The sequence below is a fragment of the Pectobacterium peruviense genome, from assembly GCF_002847345.1.
Classification (GTDB): Bacteria; Pseudomonadota; Gammaproteobacteria; order Enterobacterales; family Enterobacteriaceae; genus Pectobacterium; species Pectobacterium peruviense.
Map to the genome: position 1 here is coordinate 32,996 of NZ_LXFV01000024.1, position 14,916 is coordinate 47,911.

At 51.0% G+C, this 14,916-nt stretch carries 12 protein-coding genes, 1 tRNA gene and 1 rRNA gene; 9 read left to right on the forward strand and 5 right to left on the reverse strand.

The window, feature by feature from the left end; genetic code table 11:
- Nucleotides 1–150 precede the first annotated feature (150 nt).
- From mprA to A0G03_RS16835, 4 genes are all read left to right on the forward strand, one after another.
- Nucleotides 151–666 carry a transcriptional repressor MprA gene (gene mprA / locus A0G03_RS16820; RefSeq protein WP_048261927.1) on the forward strand — a complete coding sequence of 172 codons (516 nt, stop codon included), beginning with the start codon at nt 151–153 and terminating at the stop codon, nt 664–666.
- Between the two features lie 276 nt (nt 667–942).
- On the forward strand, nt 943–2,118 hold the full coding sequence (gene emrA / locus A0G03_RS16825; RefSeq protein ID WP_048261930.1) for a multidrug efflux MFS transporter periplasmic adaptor subunit EmrA: 1,176 nt from the start codon (nt 943–945) through the stop codon (nt 2,116–2,118).
- Between the two features lie 17 nt (nt 2,119–2,135).
- Entirely contained in the window at nt 2,136–3,671 is a 1,536-nt protein-coding gene (emrB, locus tag A0G03_RS16830) for a multidrug efflux MFS transporter permease subunit EmrB (protein ID WP_048261932.1), read from the forward strand.
- Between the two features lie 204 nt (nt 3,672–3,875).
- The gene (locus tag A0G03_RS16835; protein ID WP_048261934.1) at nt 3,876–5,060 is read left to right on the forward strand and encodes a NupC/NupG family nucleoside CNT transporter; all 1,185 of its coding nucleotides are present in this window, start codon (nt 3,876–3,878) and stop codon (nt 5,058–5,060) included.
- Nucleotides 5,061–5,229: 169 nt separating this feature from the next.
- On the opposite strand, the gene A0G03_RS16840 is transcribed toward A0G03_RS16835, so the two are convergent.
- Together A0G03_RS16840 and A0G03_RS16845 are read right to left on the reverse strand one after the other, a co-directional pair.
- Nucleotides 5,230–5,679 (reverse strand): DUF3574 domain-containing protein, encoded by a 450-nt coding sequence (locus A0G03_RS16840; RefSeq protein WP_048261935.1) that lies wholly within the window; start codon nt 5,677–5,679, stop codon nt 5,230–5,232.
- 68 nt (nt 5,680–5,747) lie between these two features.
- Nucleotides 5,748–6,899 carry a tRNA/rRNA methyltransferase gene (locus tag A0G03_RS16845; protein ID WP_048261937.1) on the reverse strand — a complete coding sequence of 384 codons (1,152 nt, stop codon included), beginning with the start codon at nt 6,897–6,899 and terminating at the stop codon, nt 5,748–5,750.
- 249 nt (nt 6,900–7,148) lie between these two features.
- Here A0G03_RS16845 and trxC point away from each other — a divergent pair, with 249 nt between their 5' ends.
- The 5 genes from trxC (at nt 7,149) to A0G03_RS16870 (ending at nt 13,089) form a co-directional block, all read left to right on the forward strand.
- Entirely contained in the window at nt 7,149–7,568 is a 420-nt protein-coding gene (gene trxC / locus A0G03_RS16850) for a thioredoxin TrxC (RefSeq protein ID WP_048261939.1), read from the forward strand.
- 146 nt (nt 7,569–7,714) lie between these two features.
- A complete protein-coding gene (locus tag A0G03_RS16855; RefSeq protein WP_397241699.1) occupies nt 7,715–8,467 on the forward strand; it encodes a tRNA-uridine aminocarboxypropyltransferase in 753 nt (250 codons plus the stop codon).
- A 32-nt stretch (nt 8,468–8,499) separates the two neighbouring features.
- Nucleotides 8,500–11,148: a bifunctional acetate--CoA ligase family protein/GNAT family N-acetyltransferase gene (locus A0G03_RS16860; protein WP_048261941.1), complete on the forward strand. Its 2,649-nt coding sequence runs from the start codon at nt 8,500–8,502 to the stop codon at nt 11,146–11,148.
- A gap of 199 nt (nt 11,149–11,347) precedes the next feature.
- Nucleotides 11,348–12,703: a CDP-diacylglycerol--serine O-phosphatidyltransferase gene (pssA, locus tag A0G03_RS16865; RefSeq protein WP_048261942.1), complete on the forward strand. Its 1,356-nt coding sequence runs from the start codon at nt 11,348–11,350 to the stop codon at nt 12,701–12,703.
- Nucleotides 12,704–12,765: 62 nt separating this feature from the next.
- The gene (locus A0G03_RS16870) at nt 12,766–13,089 is read left to right on the forward strand and encodes a YfiM family lipoprotein (RefSeq protein WP_048261944.1); all 324 of its coding nucleotides are present in this window, start codon (nt 12,766–12,768) and stop codon (nt 13,087–13,089) included.
- Here A0G03_RS16870 and A0G03_RS16875 read toward each other — a convergent pair.
- The 3 genes from A0G03_RS16875 to A0G03_RS16885 form a co-directional block, all read right to left on the reverse strand.
- A complete protein-coding gene (locus A0G03_RS16875; RefSeq protein WP_048261947.1) occupies nt 13,086–14,366 on the reverse strand; it encodes an MFS transporter in 1,281 nt (426 codons plus the stop codon). The genes A0G03_RS16870 and A0G03_RS16875 overlap by 4 nt on opposite strands.
- Before the next feature lie 309 nt (nt 14,367–14,675).
- Nucleotides 14,676–14,791 (reverse strand): 5S ribosomal RNA (gene rrf, locus A0G03_RS16880).
- A gap of 36 nt (nt 14,792–14,827) precedes the next feature.
- Nucleotides 14,828–14,903 (reverse strand) — tRNA-Thr (locus tag A0G03_RS16885).
- Between the last annotated feature and the right edge of the window lie 13 nt (nt 14,904–14,916).

A 14,916-nucleotide genomic window follows, 5' to 3' on the forward strand; every position in this document is an offset into this window, starting at 1 on the left:
TAAAGTAAGCGGTGAATAATCCCTACTTCACGCTATTCTCCGCTTACGTTCTGTCACAGAAATAAGCACAATTTCCCACCTGAATGCCGTTTACCCATTTAGTAACATTAGTTACTATGCATACCGTGATTAATGAGGTTTATATAAAAAATGGACAGTTCATTCACTCCTATAGAACAAATGCTCGATCTGCGTGCTTCACGCAAACCCGGTTTCCCACGTCAGGAAGTTTTGTTACTGCGTCTATTCATGCACGTTCAAGGCAAAATTCTGGAACACAGAAACAGAATGCTGAAAGATCAGGGAATTAACGAAACCCTTTTCATGGCATTGCTGACGTTAGAATCTCAAGAATCTTACAGTATTCAGCCATCTGAGCTCAGTGCAGCGCTGGGATCGTCACGCACCAATGCGACACGCATCGCTGACGATCTGGAGAAAAGAGGCTGGATAGAGCGACGCGAAAGCAGCAGCGACAGACGCTGCCTGCACCTGCATCTGACAGAAGAAGGCAAAACGTTTCTTGGCCAACTGATTCCACCACAACATGACAGTCTCCATGTGCTTTGTTCAGCACTTGAATCAGGAGAGCAAAAACAGCTCGAAACCCTGATGAGAAAGCTCTTGGTTAGGCTGGATGAGATGGACGATTTCGGCAACATATAGCAGAAGAACAACAACAAAAAATCATAACCAGCACCTTTTTCACCCGAAATGACCCGATGCTTAGGTATCGGGCAGGTGAGTTTTGCTGCGAAAAATACGCATGATCTTTCCGTGGTCTCAACCTGCGGCTTAGCACAACGGCAATCTCACGCTCCGGGTGGGCAATCTGAAAACTCCCCCGGGCGGCACAGTAATACGAATTCATTGCGACTATCGCCAGGCTGCTCTGTCTGGTGCGATAGCCGATACAAAGAAAATAAGAAGAGAGAGAACAGCATGAGTGAAAGTGTGGAAAATCAGGTGCCGCAGACGCCCCAAAGAAACAAGAAACAGCAGCGTAAACGGGTCTTGTCGCTGCTGACATTTATTTTCGTCGTACTGGGCTGTGCCTGGCTGGTTTACTGGTTCCTGGTGCTCAGACATCACCAAAGTACCGACGACGCCTACGTCGCAGGCAACCAGATTCAGATCATGGCGCAGGTTACGGGTAGCGTCACCCATGTTAACGTCGACAATACCGATTTCGTTAAACAGGGACAGGTCTTGGTGGAGCTGGATCCTACCGATGCCCAGCAGACCTTTGAGCGCGCGAAAACCGCACTGGCCAACAGCGTGCGCCAAACGCACCAGTTGATTATCAACAGCAAACAATATCAGGCCAATATCGAGCTACGTCAGACTGAACTGAACAAGGCACAAAGCGACCAGAGCCGCCGTGAAGCACTGGGCAGCGCAAATGCCATCGGACGTGAAGAAGTACAGCATGCCCGTGATGCCGTCGCGACCGCCAAAGCGGCGCTAGAAGTTGCCAGACAACAATATCAGGCGAATCAGGCAATGATTCTGGATACGCCACTCGAGAAACAACCCGCCATACAGCAAGCTTCCGTAGAAATGCGCGATGCCTGGTTAGCGCTACAGCGTACCAAAATTGTCAGCCCGATTGACGGCTACATCTCACGCCGCAGCGTGCAGATTGGCGCCCGCATTTCCTCGACTTCAGCGCTGATGGCCGTGGTTCCTGCCAATCACCTGTGGGTCGATGCTAACTTCAAAGAGACGCAGTTAGCCAATATGCGCATCGGCCAACCCGCTACCGTGATCGCGGATATCTATGGTGATGATGTTGTGTATCAGGGAAAAGTGGTCGGCCTCGATATGGGTACCGGTAGCGCGTTTTCTCTGCTGCCCGCCCAGAACGCTACAGGCAACTGGATCAAAGTGGTTCAGCGCTTGCCCGTACGAATTGAGATCGATCCGAAGCAGGTTGCCGAACATCCGCTGCGTATTGGCTTGTCTGCTTTGGTGAATGTCGATACCGCCAATACAGAAGGCAGCGCGTTAGCAGAAACGCCGCGCACCACGCCAGCCTACCAAAGTGATGCTCTGACGCTGGATCTGACCCCTGTTAACCAAGATATTAGCGCCATTATTCAGGCGAATGCCGGTTAATCGACCAGGAGAGAAACGTGCAGAGAAAACCGCTTAAAGGCGCGAGTCTCGCCTGGATGACCGTTGCTCTGTCGCTGGCAACGTTTATGCAGGTGCTGGATTCCACCATCGCCAACGTCGCTATTCCGACCATCGCCGGTAATCTGGGTGCGTCCAACTCACAGGGAACGTGGGTCATCACCTCGTTCGGGGTCGCTAACGCCATCTCTATTCCTATCACTGGCTGGCTAGCAAAACGGTTTGGTGAAGTCCGCTTGTTTCTATGGTCAACGGCACTCTTCGCACTGACCTCTTGGCTGTGTGGGATGTCCACCAGCCTGGAAATGCTGATTTTCGCTCGCGTATTGCAGGGGATTGTCGCTGGGCCGCTGATCCCGCTGTCACAGAGTTTGTTACTAAGTAATTACCCTCCCGCAAAACGCAGTATCGCTCTGGCACTGTGGTCAATGACCGTAGTCGTCGCACCGATCTGTGGCCCTATTCTGGGCGGCTGGATTAGCGACAACTATCACTGGGGCTGGATATTCTTCATCAACGTTCCGCTGGGCATCGCCGTGGTGTTTATTGCCTTGCAAACGCTGCGCGGACGGGAAACCAAAACAGAGATCAAGCCCATCGATACCATCGGGCTGGCGTTGTTGGTCGTTGGCATCGGTAGCCTTCAGATGATGCTCGACCGAGGCAAAGAGCTGGACTGGTTTAACTCGACGGAAATTATCACCCTCACCGTGGTGGCGGTGATTGCAATCGCGTTCCTGATTGTCTGGGAGCTGACGGACGACCATCCGGTGGTGGACTTATCCCTATTTAAGTCTCGCAACTTCACCATTGGCTGTCTGTGTATCAGCCTCGCCTATATGTTCTACTTTGGGTCGATCGTGCTCTTGCCGCAGCTGTTGCAGGAGGTGTATGGCTATACTGCCACCTGGGCAGGGCTGGCATCCGCACCTGTTGGGCTGATGCCAGTGGTGCTGTCGCCGATTATCGGTCGATTCGCGCCGCGTCTGGATATGCGCAAGCTGGTGACGTTCAGCTTTATTATGTACGCGGTCTGTTTTTACTGGCGTGCGTACACCTTTGAGCCGGGTATGGATTTCGGTGCATCAGCCTGGCCGCAGTTCGTACAGGGGTTTGCCGTCGCTTGCTTCTTCATGCCGCTGACGACTATCACGCTGTCGGGTCTTCCGCCTGAACGTTTGGCGGCAGCATCGAGTCTGTCGAACTTTGCACGAACGCTGGCAGGTTCAATCGGGACATCGCTGACCACCACGCTCTGGACGCAGCGAGAATCTCTGCACCATGCGCACCTGACGGAATCTATCACGCCGTATAACCCGATAGCGCAGGAAACGTACCAGCAGCTTCAGGCAATGGGGATGAGTCAAACGCAGGCTTCGGCTTATATCGCAGAACAGATTACGGCTCAGGGGCTGATTATTTCCGCCAACGAGATCTTCTGGGGCGCCGCCGCCGTATTTCTGGTGCTATTGGTGCTGGTCTGGTTCGCCAGACCGCCCTTTACCACCGGCGGTGGAGGTGGAGGCGCGCACTAACCCGTCATAAGCCTCCTTTCCCCTTCAGCCAATCACTGGCGAAGGGGAACCCTTTTGTCACATTCCCACCTTCCCCGATTACTCGAATACACCTCCCCATTTTCATAGCGCCGTAGTGAATAAGGATTTACAGATTCGGGATAAACATATTTTCACATTCCGATTACAATGCGCCTCTTTTATTCGGGGATTGAGTGGTTCTCTATGTCACAGGTTTTACATTTCATTTTGGCAACGGCTGCCATTTTTTTACTGGCATTACTCGTCAGTCACGACAGAAAACGCATCCGAGTGCGCTTTATCGTGCAACTGCTGGTGATTGAAATTTTGCTGGCCTATTTCCTTTTACACTCCAGCATCGGCCTTAACGCGATTAGCTCCTTTGCCGGTTTGTTTGAAAAGCTATTATCTTTCGCCAATCAAGGGACCGACTTCGTATTTGGCGGCATGAATGCGCAGGGGCTCTCCTTTATCTTCCTCAATGTGCTCTGCCCTATCGTCTTTATTTCCGCACTGATCGGGATTTTGCAGCACTGGAAAATTTTACCGTTGGTTATCAAAGGTATTGGCACGCTGCTGTCCAAGGTTAACGGAATGGGGAAACTGGAGTCGTTTAACGCCGTGAGTACGCTGATGCTGGGGCAATCAGAGAATTTTATCGTCTATAAAGGCATCATCGCCGACATGTCGCCACGGCGGATGTACACGATGGCCGCGACGGCGATGTCGACCGTTTCTATGTCGATCATCAGCGCTTACATGACCATGCTGGACGCCAAATACGTCGTTGCGGCACTGATCCTGAATATGTTCAGCACCTTTATCATTCTGTCTATAGTTAACCCTTATCTGCCTGACGACGAACCAGAACTGAAGCTGGAAAAGCTGCATGAAGACCAGAGTTTCTTTGAAATGCTGGGAGAATACATTCTTGCTGGTTTTAAAGTCGCGATGATTATTATGGCGATGTTAATCGGCTTCGTGGCCTTGATTGCCGCCGTCAATGCGCTGTTCAGCACCGTCTTTGGCATTAGCTTCCAGGCTATCATGGGCTATGTCTTTTCACCGCTGGCCTGGCTGATCGGCATTCCGTCTTCCGATATCCTGAACGCAGGCAGCATTATGGCAACCAAGCTGGTGGCCAATGAATTCGTTGCCATGATCGAATTGAAGAAGATCGCAGCAGAAATGTCGCCGCGCGGTTTGGGAATTTTGTCTGTCTTCCTGATTTCCTTCGCCAACTTCGCATCAATCGGCATTATCGCAGGCGCAATCAAAGGGCTGAATGAAGCACAGGGCAACGTGGTATCACGCTTTGGTCTGAAGCTGGTTTACGGTTCTACACTGGTGAGTTTGCTGTCTGCGGCAGTGGCGGGATTAGTGCTTTAGTTCGTGATAAAAGTCAGTCGAGCGGTGATAATGGGTAGATCGTAAAGACGCTGTGAATACATCCATGGCGCAAACGCTTTACTCTTCTATCCCATTATCACCGTTCTTGTTCTGTCGATGGGATTACAAACGATATGAATCAGCCCCTAAAAAGGGGCTGATGAAAAAATCAGAAGGCGACGCAGACAGGGGCATCAATCCGCATAACGGATTCCTGCGCGAAACGTGATTTATAGGTGGTGCGCAGCGCTTCGATATCGCGCTCTTTATCAGCGCCATGAATCAACATCAGCGCCTTGCTGTTCTCTCGGGCAACCAGTCCATTGTTCCCCAGCCATTGTCCTTTGGCATCAAACACCGTCAGCCCTTCTTTAAAGCGTGGCGTCACCTCACCGTCCAGAAATGCTTTCCATTCGGCATCAGAAATCGCCGGGCCAGCAGGACGGTTCAAACCAAAATACAGCGTGGTCTGTACCTGCTTGTCGCCAATTTGGCATACATCAGCGGTTGGTACAGCGGCAACAGTAGTGGATGAGCGCGGCAGAGAACTGCAGCCGCTTGCCAGCAACGCGCCCAACAGTAACGATACAGCGATAACTTTCTGCTTTTTCTGCTTCATCAATCGTTCTCTCATCCATGGTGATGCCTTCTCAGAGGGTGTATCCCCCTGAGAATTGACGCGTGATATCAGGCTTGATTCTGTCGCCACCACTCGGACAGCAAAATGCCCGTTGCGACTGAAATGTTCAGGCTTTCAACCTTACCAGTACCGCCGATAGAGACTTTTACATCCCCTTGTTGCCAGGCGCTATCTGACAGGCCATCACCTTCCTGACCCAGCACAATCACGGTTTTCGCCGGAAGCGTTGCTTGCGACAATGCCGTACCTTTATGGCTAGAGGTGGTCACGATGGTGTAGCCTGCGTTACGGAACTCCGCCAGCACAGACAAGAAGTCGTCAGCATTGATCGCTTTAACATGTTCCGCACCGCCTTCTGCCGTACGAACCGCAGCACCGGACTCCAGCAGCGCCGCATCCTGAACTAAGACACCTTTCACGCCGAAATGCGCACAGCTACGCATAATGCCACCGAGGTTATGCGGGTTACCCACATCTTCCAGCGCCAATACACAGTCATTCTCGCCAGCCGTTTTAAGGTACTCACGCACATCCATTCCCTGACGTTTTTTAATCAGGAAGCAGACGCCGCCGTGGTGTTCAGTGCCGGAAGCCTTAATCAGCTCTTCCTCTTCCACAACGTGGTAAGCCTTGCGGTTCGCCGCCATCCAGCGCAGTGCATCGCGGAAACGCGGCGTCACTTCTTGCAGGAACCAGGCACGAACAATCACCTCAGAACGGTTTTTAAACAGCGCCTGACAGGCATTTTCACCGTAGACATGTGTTTCTTCCTGACGCTGGCGACGCAGTTGTTCAGGATCGATCTGGCTCTTGCCAGTAATACCGCCGTGATCCGGCGTGTCGCTCTCGCTTGGCGCACGAGACACGGTTTTCCACGGTGATTCATAACCACCAGTGTCTTCACCACGCGGGCGACGAGGCTTGTCGCTGCTGCGTTCGTTACGATCTTTATTGCCCCACGGCGTTTTCGCACTGCTATCGCCGTCGCGGGACGGATTTTCACGGGCATAACGCGGGTTAACATCACGCGGATGCTTCGGTTTTTCACGCTGATCGCGAGAGCCACCACCATCACGTCGATCGCCACGACGATCTTTATCAGCAGGACGCTTGTTTTTATTGTCTTTCTCGCCCTCATCATCACTGCGGACGTACATCACACGGACTTTGCCGCTTTTACTATTGAATGAATCGCTCATTGTTTTCTCCACCTACGCGCTGGGCGCGAAGATTACCTTATGTACACCCGCTTAGCCACACGCTTGTGGTAAAAGAGCGCTAACAGTCAGAAGCTATTGTAGCTATTGGGCAAACCACGTTGTTGCCATAATGTCTCCCCACCATAATTTATTCACGTTTACGCGCCATGCCGTTGACCTTCTAATGCAGCATTGCGCGCATTTTATCAGCGACATCTTTATTTTAGCCCTTTTATCTGAGGCCCTGTTATGAATACGGTATGTGGATCTTGCCAAACAACCAATCGCCTGCCAGAAGAGCGTGTTGATGACCATGCAAAATGTGGTCGTTGCGGAGAAACCTTATTCAGCGGTGGTATCATCAATGCCACTGAAGCGACGCTCGATAAATTGTTACAGGACGATCTTCCCATTGTGATCGATTTCTGGGCTCCCTGGTGCGGCCCCTGCGTCAACTTTGCCCCTGTGTTTGAAAACGTCGCGCAGGAGCGCAGCGGGAAAATCCGCTTTATTAAGGTGAATACCGAAGCTGAACCCGCACTCAGCGCCCGCTTCCGTATCCGCAGTATTCCAACGTTAATGATCTTCAAACAGGGCCAGATGGTCGACATCCTCAACGGCGCACTACCAAAAGCACAGTTTGAAAGCTGGCTGGATGAATCGCTGTAGAGAAACGCGGTAGAAATGTGGGGCATTATTGCCCCGCCTCTTTTGGTCAACCCGTCTGTCGATTAGAATGTCGTCTTTCTGAACTGGCTTCCCAATAATGAAAACGAAGCAGGTTCGTTGCAGAATCTCATGGCGTCACTAATTTCATGATCAACCGCCCATCCATGGCAAACCGTTCTTTCATCGGAAACAATGCCGTACTCCGCCTGCGCCAACAACGTCTTGAGCAGTCCACCAAACCATTTCGCGCACGCGGCTGCCGCGTAGTACGCTGCCAGCAATGTTTATTGCCCGCAATCAACTGCCTATGTCACACCATTCAGGCGCAGCAATCCCGTAGCCGTGTCTGTCTGGTGATGTTTGATACCGAGCCGTTAAAACCAAGTAATACCGGACGCCTCATTGCCGATATTCTGCCCGACACGCAGGCGTTTCGCTGGTCACGCACTGAGCCCGATCCCCAGTTGCTTGCTACTCTGCAAGATCCGAACGTTCAGCCGTATCTGGTATTCCTTGCCGATGCCGCGGAAGAAGGACGTCAGGTGTTTCAACAGCTTCCCGCAACAGAAAAGCCTGCCCTGTTTGTCTTACTCGACGGGACTTGGCCGGAAGCGCGTAAAATGTTCCGCAAAAGTCCCTATCTGGACAATCTGCCGATCCTGTCGCTGAATGTAGAGGCGCTGTCCCGCTACCAGTTGCGTGAAGCCAGCAGTGCAGGACAGCATTGCACCGCCGAGATTGCCATCGCTCTGCTCGCACAGGCGGGGGATATTGTCGCGGCCGATGCGCTATCACAGCATTTTGATCGTTTCCGCCGACACTATCTGGCGGGGAAACCACACCACCATTTGCAGGAAAGTTTACCCATCGTCACAGCAAAACCGGCAGAAAGCGTTTAGTATCAAAGGGGATTGATGTGAAGGAGTGACGCATGAGCCAGCGCGGATTGGAAGCACTGTTACGCCCTAAGTCTATCGCCGTTCTCGGCGCGTCAGAAAAACCGGGACGGGCCGGTTTTCTGATGATGAAAAACCTACTAGACGGCCATTTCAGCGGCCCCGTGCTACCTGTTACGCCAAAGTATCGTGCCGTTTGCGGCGTGCTGGCCTACCCCACTGTCGCCAGTCTGCCCATCACGCCCGACCTTGCCGTGATTTGTACCAACGCTAGCCGTAATCTAACGCTGTTAGAGGAACTGGGGCAGAAAGGCTGCAAAACCGTCATCATCCTCTCCGCACCGCCGACCCAATTCAGCGAGTTAAAGGCCTGCGCAGTGCGCTACCACATGCGCCTGCTTGGCCCCAACAGCCTCGGGCTGCTCGCGCCCTGGCAAGGTCTGAATGCCAGTTTCTCCCCCGTTCCTATTATGAAAGGCAAGCTGGCATTTATTTCGCAATCAGCCGCGGTTTCCAACACGATACTGGACTGGGCACAACAGCGCGGCATCGGCTTTTCCTATTTCATCGCTCTGGGCGACAGTCTGGATATTGATGTCGACGACCTGCTAGATTTTCTGGCTCGTGATGGCAAAACTAGCGCAATTTTGCTGCATCTGGAACACATCAGCGATGCACGTCGTTTCCTTTCCGCGTCCCGCAGCGCGTCCCGAAATAAACCGATACTGGTGATAAAAAGCGGTCGTAGCCAGCAGGCACAGCAGTTGCTAAATGACCAGCGCCACGGTCTTGATGCCGCCTATGATGCAGCCATTCAACGTGCGGGTTTACTACGCGTACGAGATACGCATGAGCTTTTTTCCGCAGTAGAAACCTTAAGCCACCTGCGACCGCTGCGCGGTGAACGTTTGATGCTGGTAAGCAATGGCGCATCACCGGCCGCACAGGCGCTGGATCAGCTCCTCAATCGGCAAGGCAAACTCGCACCGCTCAGCGATGCGACTCGACAAGCGCTACAGGACGTGCTGCCGCAAACCGTCACTCTCGGTAATCCTCTCGATCTGCGTGATGACGCAACCGCAGCTCGCTATCTGGCGGCCGTCTCTGTATTGCTAGACAGCGATGAAATCGATGCACTCTTAATTATTCATGCACCCAGCGCCGCCGCCCCGAGTACCGATTGCGCCGCACAGTTGATTACGCTCTTCCAACAGCATCCGCGTGGGAAAAGAATTACTCTGCTGACCAACTGGTGCGGTGAGTTTTCTTCGCAAGAAGCGCGACGTCTGTTTAACGACGCAGGCATTCCGACTTACCGCACACCAGAAGGCGCGGTCACGGCATTTATGCATATCGTCGAGTATCGGCGTAATCAGAAACAGCTCAAGGAAACTCCGGCACTGCCGCTGAATCTAGGAATCAATACCAGTCAAGCACACGCTCTGATTCATCAGGCGCTGTCGGATGGTGTGACTCAGCTCGATACGCATGAAGTCCAGCCAATTCTGCAAGCTTATGGTTTGAATACGTTACCCACCTGGATTGCTGGCGACAGCGCCGAAGCCGTTCATATCGCCGAGCAAATTGGCTATCCGGTCGCAATTAAACTGAGATCGCCAGATATTCCGCACAAATCGGAAGTTCAGGGCGTCATGCTATATCTGCAAACTGCCCGAGAAGTCCAGCAGGCGGCAGATGCAATTCTTGACCGGGTGAAACGCACCTATCCGCAGGCACGCATTTACGGCCTGTTAGTGCAGAGCATGGCAAATCGCGCGGGTGCACAAGAACTCAGGATTGCCGTTGAACAGGATCCCGTTTTCGGCCCGCTGATTATGCTGGGAGAAGGTGGCGTTGAGTGGCGAGAAAAGCAGGCTGCCGTCGCACTACCTCCGCTAAATATGACGCTGGCACGCTATTTAGTACTGCAAGCAGTGAAAGGCGGTAAGATTCGGGAATACAGCGCTCTGCGTCCGCTGGATATTCCCGCGCTCAGCCGCTTGCTGGTCCAGGTTTCCAACCTGATTCTCGACTGCCCTGAAATTTCCCGGCTAGACATCCACCCTCTATTGGCATCCGGGGACACGTTTACGCTGCTGGATGTCACGCTGCATCTGACGCCATTCAGTGGCGATCCGCAGTCAAGGCTGGCAATCCGCCCTTATCCACATGAGCTGGAAGAAACGGTTACCCTCAAAAATAGTGATACCTGCCTGTTCCGGCCGATTTTGCCGGAAGATGAACCGCTGCTTAGTTCGTTCATCGCAAGAGTGACGAAAGAAGATCTGTATTACCGTTATTTCAGCGAAATTAATGAATTTACTCACGAAGACTTAGCCAATATGACACAAATTGACTACGATCGTGAGATGGCATTCGTTGCCGTGCGACAGCGTGGGGAAGAGACGGAAATTATTGGCGTGACACGCGCGATTTCCGATCCTGATAATACCGATGCGGAATTTGCCGTGCTGGTGCGATCCGATCTGAAAGGACTTGGCCTTGGCAGACGGCTGTTGGAAAAGCTGATTGATTACGCTCGGGCACATGGTCTCTCCCGCTTGACCGGCATCACCATGCCGCATAATCAAGGCATGATTCAGCTGTCCAAAAAGCTTGGTTTTCACATCGACGTACAATTAGAAGAGGGTATTGTGACGTTGGAATTGCTGCTGAAAGACTGATCGCAGGATGTGACATGGCTCTTGCAACAGCGATGGCGATGCCAACCAACGGCAAAACAGGCTCACAACGGCCGGAAAGTAATGGTATTATCGCTCATTCGGCTACTCCTTAACTTTTGATAATGACCAGAAGGTCATATACCTTAGCGCAGCTTGAAGTATGGCGGGTATAAACTGATGAGAGAAGAAACGCACTGTGATGCTGTCAAATTTTAAACGCAATAAATACCAACAGCACCTTGCACAACTGCCCAGAATTCCTCAGAACGCAGATGATGTTCAGACGTTGCATTCGCCGGAGCTTTTCCGCACGACGCTGACTAACGCCATTCTACGTGCTAAGAAGCGCGTCTATATTGTGGCCTTATATCTTGAGCGTGATGACGGCGGTATCGGAATTCTATCCGCAATTTATGAAGCCAAACGGCAGTGCCCTGAACTGGACGTCCGTGTTTTAGTAGACTGGCATCGTGCTCAGCGCGGCAGGATCGGCGCAGCAGCAGAAAATACCAATGCCGATTGGTATTGCGATATGGCGAAAAAGCATCCAGATACACATTTCCCTATCTATGGTATTCCGGTCAACACACGTGAAGCGTTAGGTGTACTGCACCTGAAAGGATTCATTGTCGATGACACTGTCATCTACAGCGGAGCCAGCCTGAATGATGTTTATCTGCATCAGCATCAGAAATACCGTTATGACCGCTATCAGCTGATTCATAACCCTGTATTGGCTGATACGATGGTGCAATATATTCAGACCATGCTGTCCGCACCGGCAGTGCAACGATTAGATCATACCGATCGTCCAAAAAGTCTGGAAATCAAAAATGATATCAAGCAGTTCCGTCAAACGTTGCGTACCGCCAGTTATCAGGCCCCAGAACACAGCGCTGATGCCAATGAATTAACCGTTACGCCACTGGTTGGGTTAGGAAAACAAAGCCCGCTGAATAAGACCATACATCACCTAATGTATTGTGCTGATGAGCATGTGGTCATCTGTACTCCCTATTTCAACCTGCCCGCGCTGCTGGTCAGAAACATCATTCGGCTATTGCGGGACGGCAAAAAAGTAGAAATCATTATTGGCGATAAGACCGCTAACGATTTCTATATTCCAGAAGACCAGCCTTTCAAAATCATCGGCGCATTGCCGTATCTCTACGAGATCAACTTGCGCCGCTTCCTCAGTCGTCTGGAGCGCTACATTGAGAGCCAACAGCTTGTTGTACGGCTATGGAAAGACGGCGACAACAGCTTCCATCTGAAAGGCATGTGGGTAGATGATAAATGGCAGTTGCTGACGGGGAACAACCTTAACCCCCGCGCATGGCGCCTGGATCTAGAAAACGCGATCCTGATTCACGATCCTCAGCAGGTTCTATTGCAGCAACGTCTGGATGAATTGGATACGATCAGAACGCACACTCACGTCGTAAAAAGCTACACGGAGCTGGAGAGCATCGCGCAATATCCCGTGAAAGTACGCAAGCTGATACGACGTCTGCGCCGTATTCGTATAGACCGGCTCATCAGTCGTATTCTCTAAAACCCGCGCTATACTTTGAAAAACCTCGGCTTCCGAGGTTTTTTATTATCATGGGGAAAGCTATGCGCTTATTGTGTGTTGCAGCAATAATTTGCTGCTCCGGATGTAGCCATATCGCGCAAGATCGCTGGACAGGACAGGATAAAGCCCAACATTTTCTCGCCTCAGCCGCCATCAGCGCCGCCGGATATGAATATGGCACTCATCAGCGCTGGAGCTCAGATCGTAGCGGAGGATTCGGTATTATGCTGGCAATCAGCGTAGGCATGGCAAAAGAGCTTTATGATAGTCGGGAAGGCGGAACAGGGTGGAGCTGGCAAGATCTTGTTTGGGATATAGCCGGTGCAACCACCGGCTATGCATTATGGCAATTATCTGAAAACTAAAGTTTCATCCCTTTGCCTCTACGATGCAGCGTTAACGACACAATAAACGCAACCGCCCCCATCGCTGATACGTACCAGAAGAAAGCTGTTTCCATACCAAAAGATTTCAGCGAAAGCGCAACATACTCAGCAGATCCACCGAACAACGCATTAGCAACCGCATAAGATAAGCCGACGCCTAACGCACGGACTTCGGGCGGAAACATTTCTGCTTTTAAAATACCGCTGATAGATGTGTAGAAGCTGACAATAACCAGAGAAAGCATCACCAACGAGAAAGCAAGGACAGGACTAGTGACATTCTGTAAAACCGTCAGAATAGGAACCGTCAGCAGTGCCGCAAACCCGCCGAAGCAGAGCATTGAACTACGTCTGCCAATCTTATCCGACATCGCACCAAAGAAAGGCTGCAGTAGCATAAAGACAAACAGTGCGAGGGTCATTATCCCGCTAGCGGTTTTCGCATGCATCCCTGCCGTGTTCACCAGATATTTTTGCATATAAGTCGTGAACGTATAAAAAGCTAAAGACCCACCTGCCGTAAAACCCAGTACGGTAATAAAGGCGCGACGATGTTTCCACAAGCCCGCAAGAGAGCCAGCATCTTTATGTCCACGCGTCGTTTTATCAGATGTTTCATTCAGCGAACGGCGTAAATAAAGCGCCACAATAGCCAGAACCGCGCCGAGAGCAAAAGGAATACGCCACCCCCATGCACGCAAATCTTCATCACTTAGAATCTGCTGTAATATCACGACGACCAACAGCGCAAGCAACTGACCACCAATCAACGTGACATATTGGAAAGAAGCATAGAATCCCTTTCTTCCCTCAACGGCAACTTCACTCATATACGTTGCACTGGTACCGTATTCCCCACCGACAGAAAGCCCCTGAAATAAACGGGCTAATAACAGTAATAAGGGTGCCCAAGTACCAATAGTTTCATACCCTGGTAAGCATGCAATAACCAGAGATCCAAAACACATCATGCAAACCGAAATTAGCATTGAATTTTTACGACCATGCTTGTCAGCAATGTAACCGAAAAGCCAACCGCCTATCGGTCTCATTAAAAAGCCTGCTGCAAAAACCCCTGCGGTTTGTAGTAATTGAGTGGTGGTATTTCCCGAAGGGAAAAAGATGTGGGCAAAATAGATTGAGCAAAAGGAATAAACATAAAAATCAAACCACTCAACCAAATTACCCGATGAAGCGCCAACTATAGCTCGGATACGCTGACGCGTATCTTTCGCATTTTCCGTTAGATCAGTCATCCTATTTTATTCTCCTGTTTTTCTGAGCATAAAACGATGCCCGTTATAGTAAAGCAGTACTTAAACCCAGAGGCAAAAAGTTCCTGATTGTAATAATTTATTAATGCAACAGCGTAACCCAGCGCCTTTAATTATCCTTAATTGAAGGATAGACAAATAAAATAATGACAAACAATACGTTATTATTAGGTGAGTTAATTAAGAAGGTAAGCAGAAATTTTTATTCGGATAGAAGAGAAGATCTAACAATCTGAAATCGGAATAAACAAAAGGCCATCCGATTAAGGATGGCCTTTTGTTTTAATTGAAACCTGGCAGTTCCCTACTCTCACATGGGGAGACCCCACACTACCATCGGCGCTACGGCGTTTCACTTCTGAGTTCGGCATGGGGTCAGGTGGGACCACCGCGCTATCGCCGCCAGGTAAATTCTTTTTAAGCCGAACATTAACCCAAATCACTGGTGCTGATACCCAGAGTCGAACTGGGGACCTCACCCTTACCAAGGGTGCGCTCTACCAACTGAGCCATATCAGCGCACCTGTATAAA

Coding starts and splice junctions, on each gene's coding strand:
- A0G03_RS16870 (WP_048261944.1), top strand. CDS start 12,766: ATGCGCTTATTGTGTGTTGCAGCAATAATTTGCTGCTCCGGATGTAGC.
- A0G03_RS16840 (WP_048261935.1), bottom strand. CDS start 5,679: ATGAAGCAGAAAAAGCAGAAAGTTATCGCTGTATCGTTACTGTTGGGC.
- trxC (WP_048261939.1), top strand. CDS start 7,149: ATGAATACGGTATGTGGATCTTGCCAAACAACCAATCGCCTGCCAGAA.
- mprA (WP_048261927.1), top strand. CDS start 151: ATGGACAGTTCATTCACTCCTATAGAACAAATGCTCGATCTGCGTGCT.
- pssA (WP_048261942.1), top strand. CDS start 11,348: ATGCTGTCAAATTTTAAACGCAATAAATACCAACAGCACCTTGCACAA.
- A0G03_RS16835 (WP_048261934.1), top strand. CDS start 3,876: ATGTCACAGGTTTTACATTTCATTTTGGCAACGGCTGCCATTTTTTTA.
- A0G03_RS16845 (WP_048261937.1), bottom strand. CDS start 6,899: ATGAGCGATTCATTCAATAGTAAAAGCGGCAAAGTCCGTGTGATGTAC.
- A0G03_RS16855 (WP_397241699.1), top strand. CDS start 7,715: ATGATCAACCGCCCATCCATGGCAAACCGTTCTTTCATCGGAAACAAT.
- A0G03_RS16875 (WP_048261947.1), bottom strand. CDS start 14,366: ATGACTGATCTAACGGAAAATGCGAAAGATACGCGTCAGCGTATCCGA.
- emrA (WP_048261930.1), top strand. CDS start 943: ATGAGTGAAAGTGTGGAAAATCAGGTGCCGCAGACGCCCCAAAGAAAC.
- A0G03_RS16860 (WP_048261941.1), top strand. CDS start 8,500: ATGAGCCAGCGCGGATTGGAAGCACTGTTACGCCCTAAGTCTATCGCC.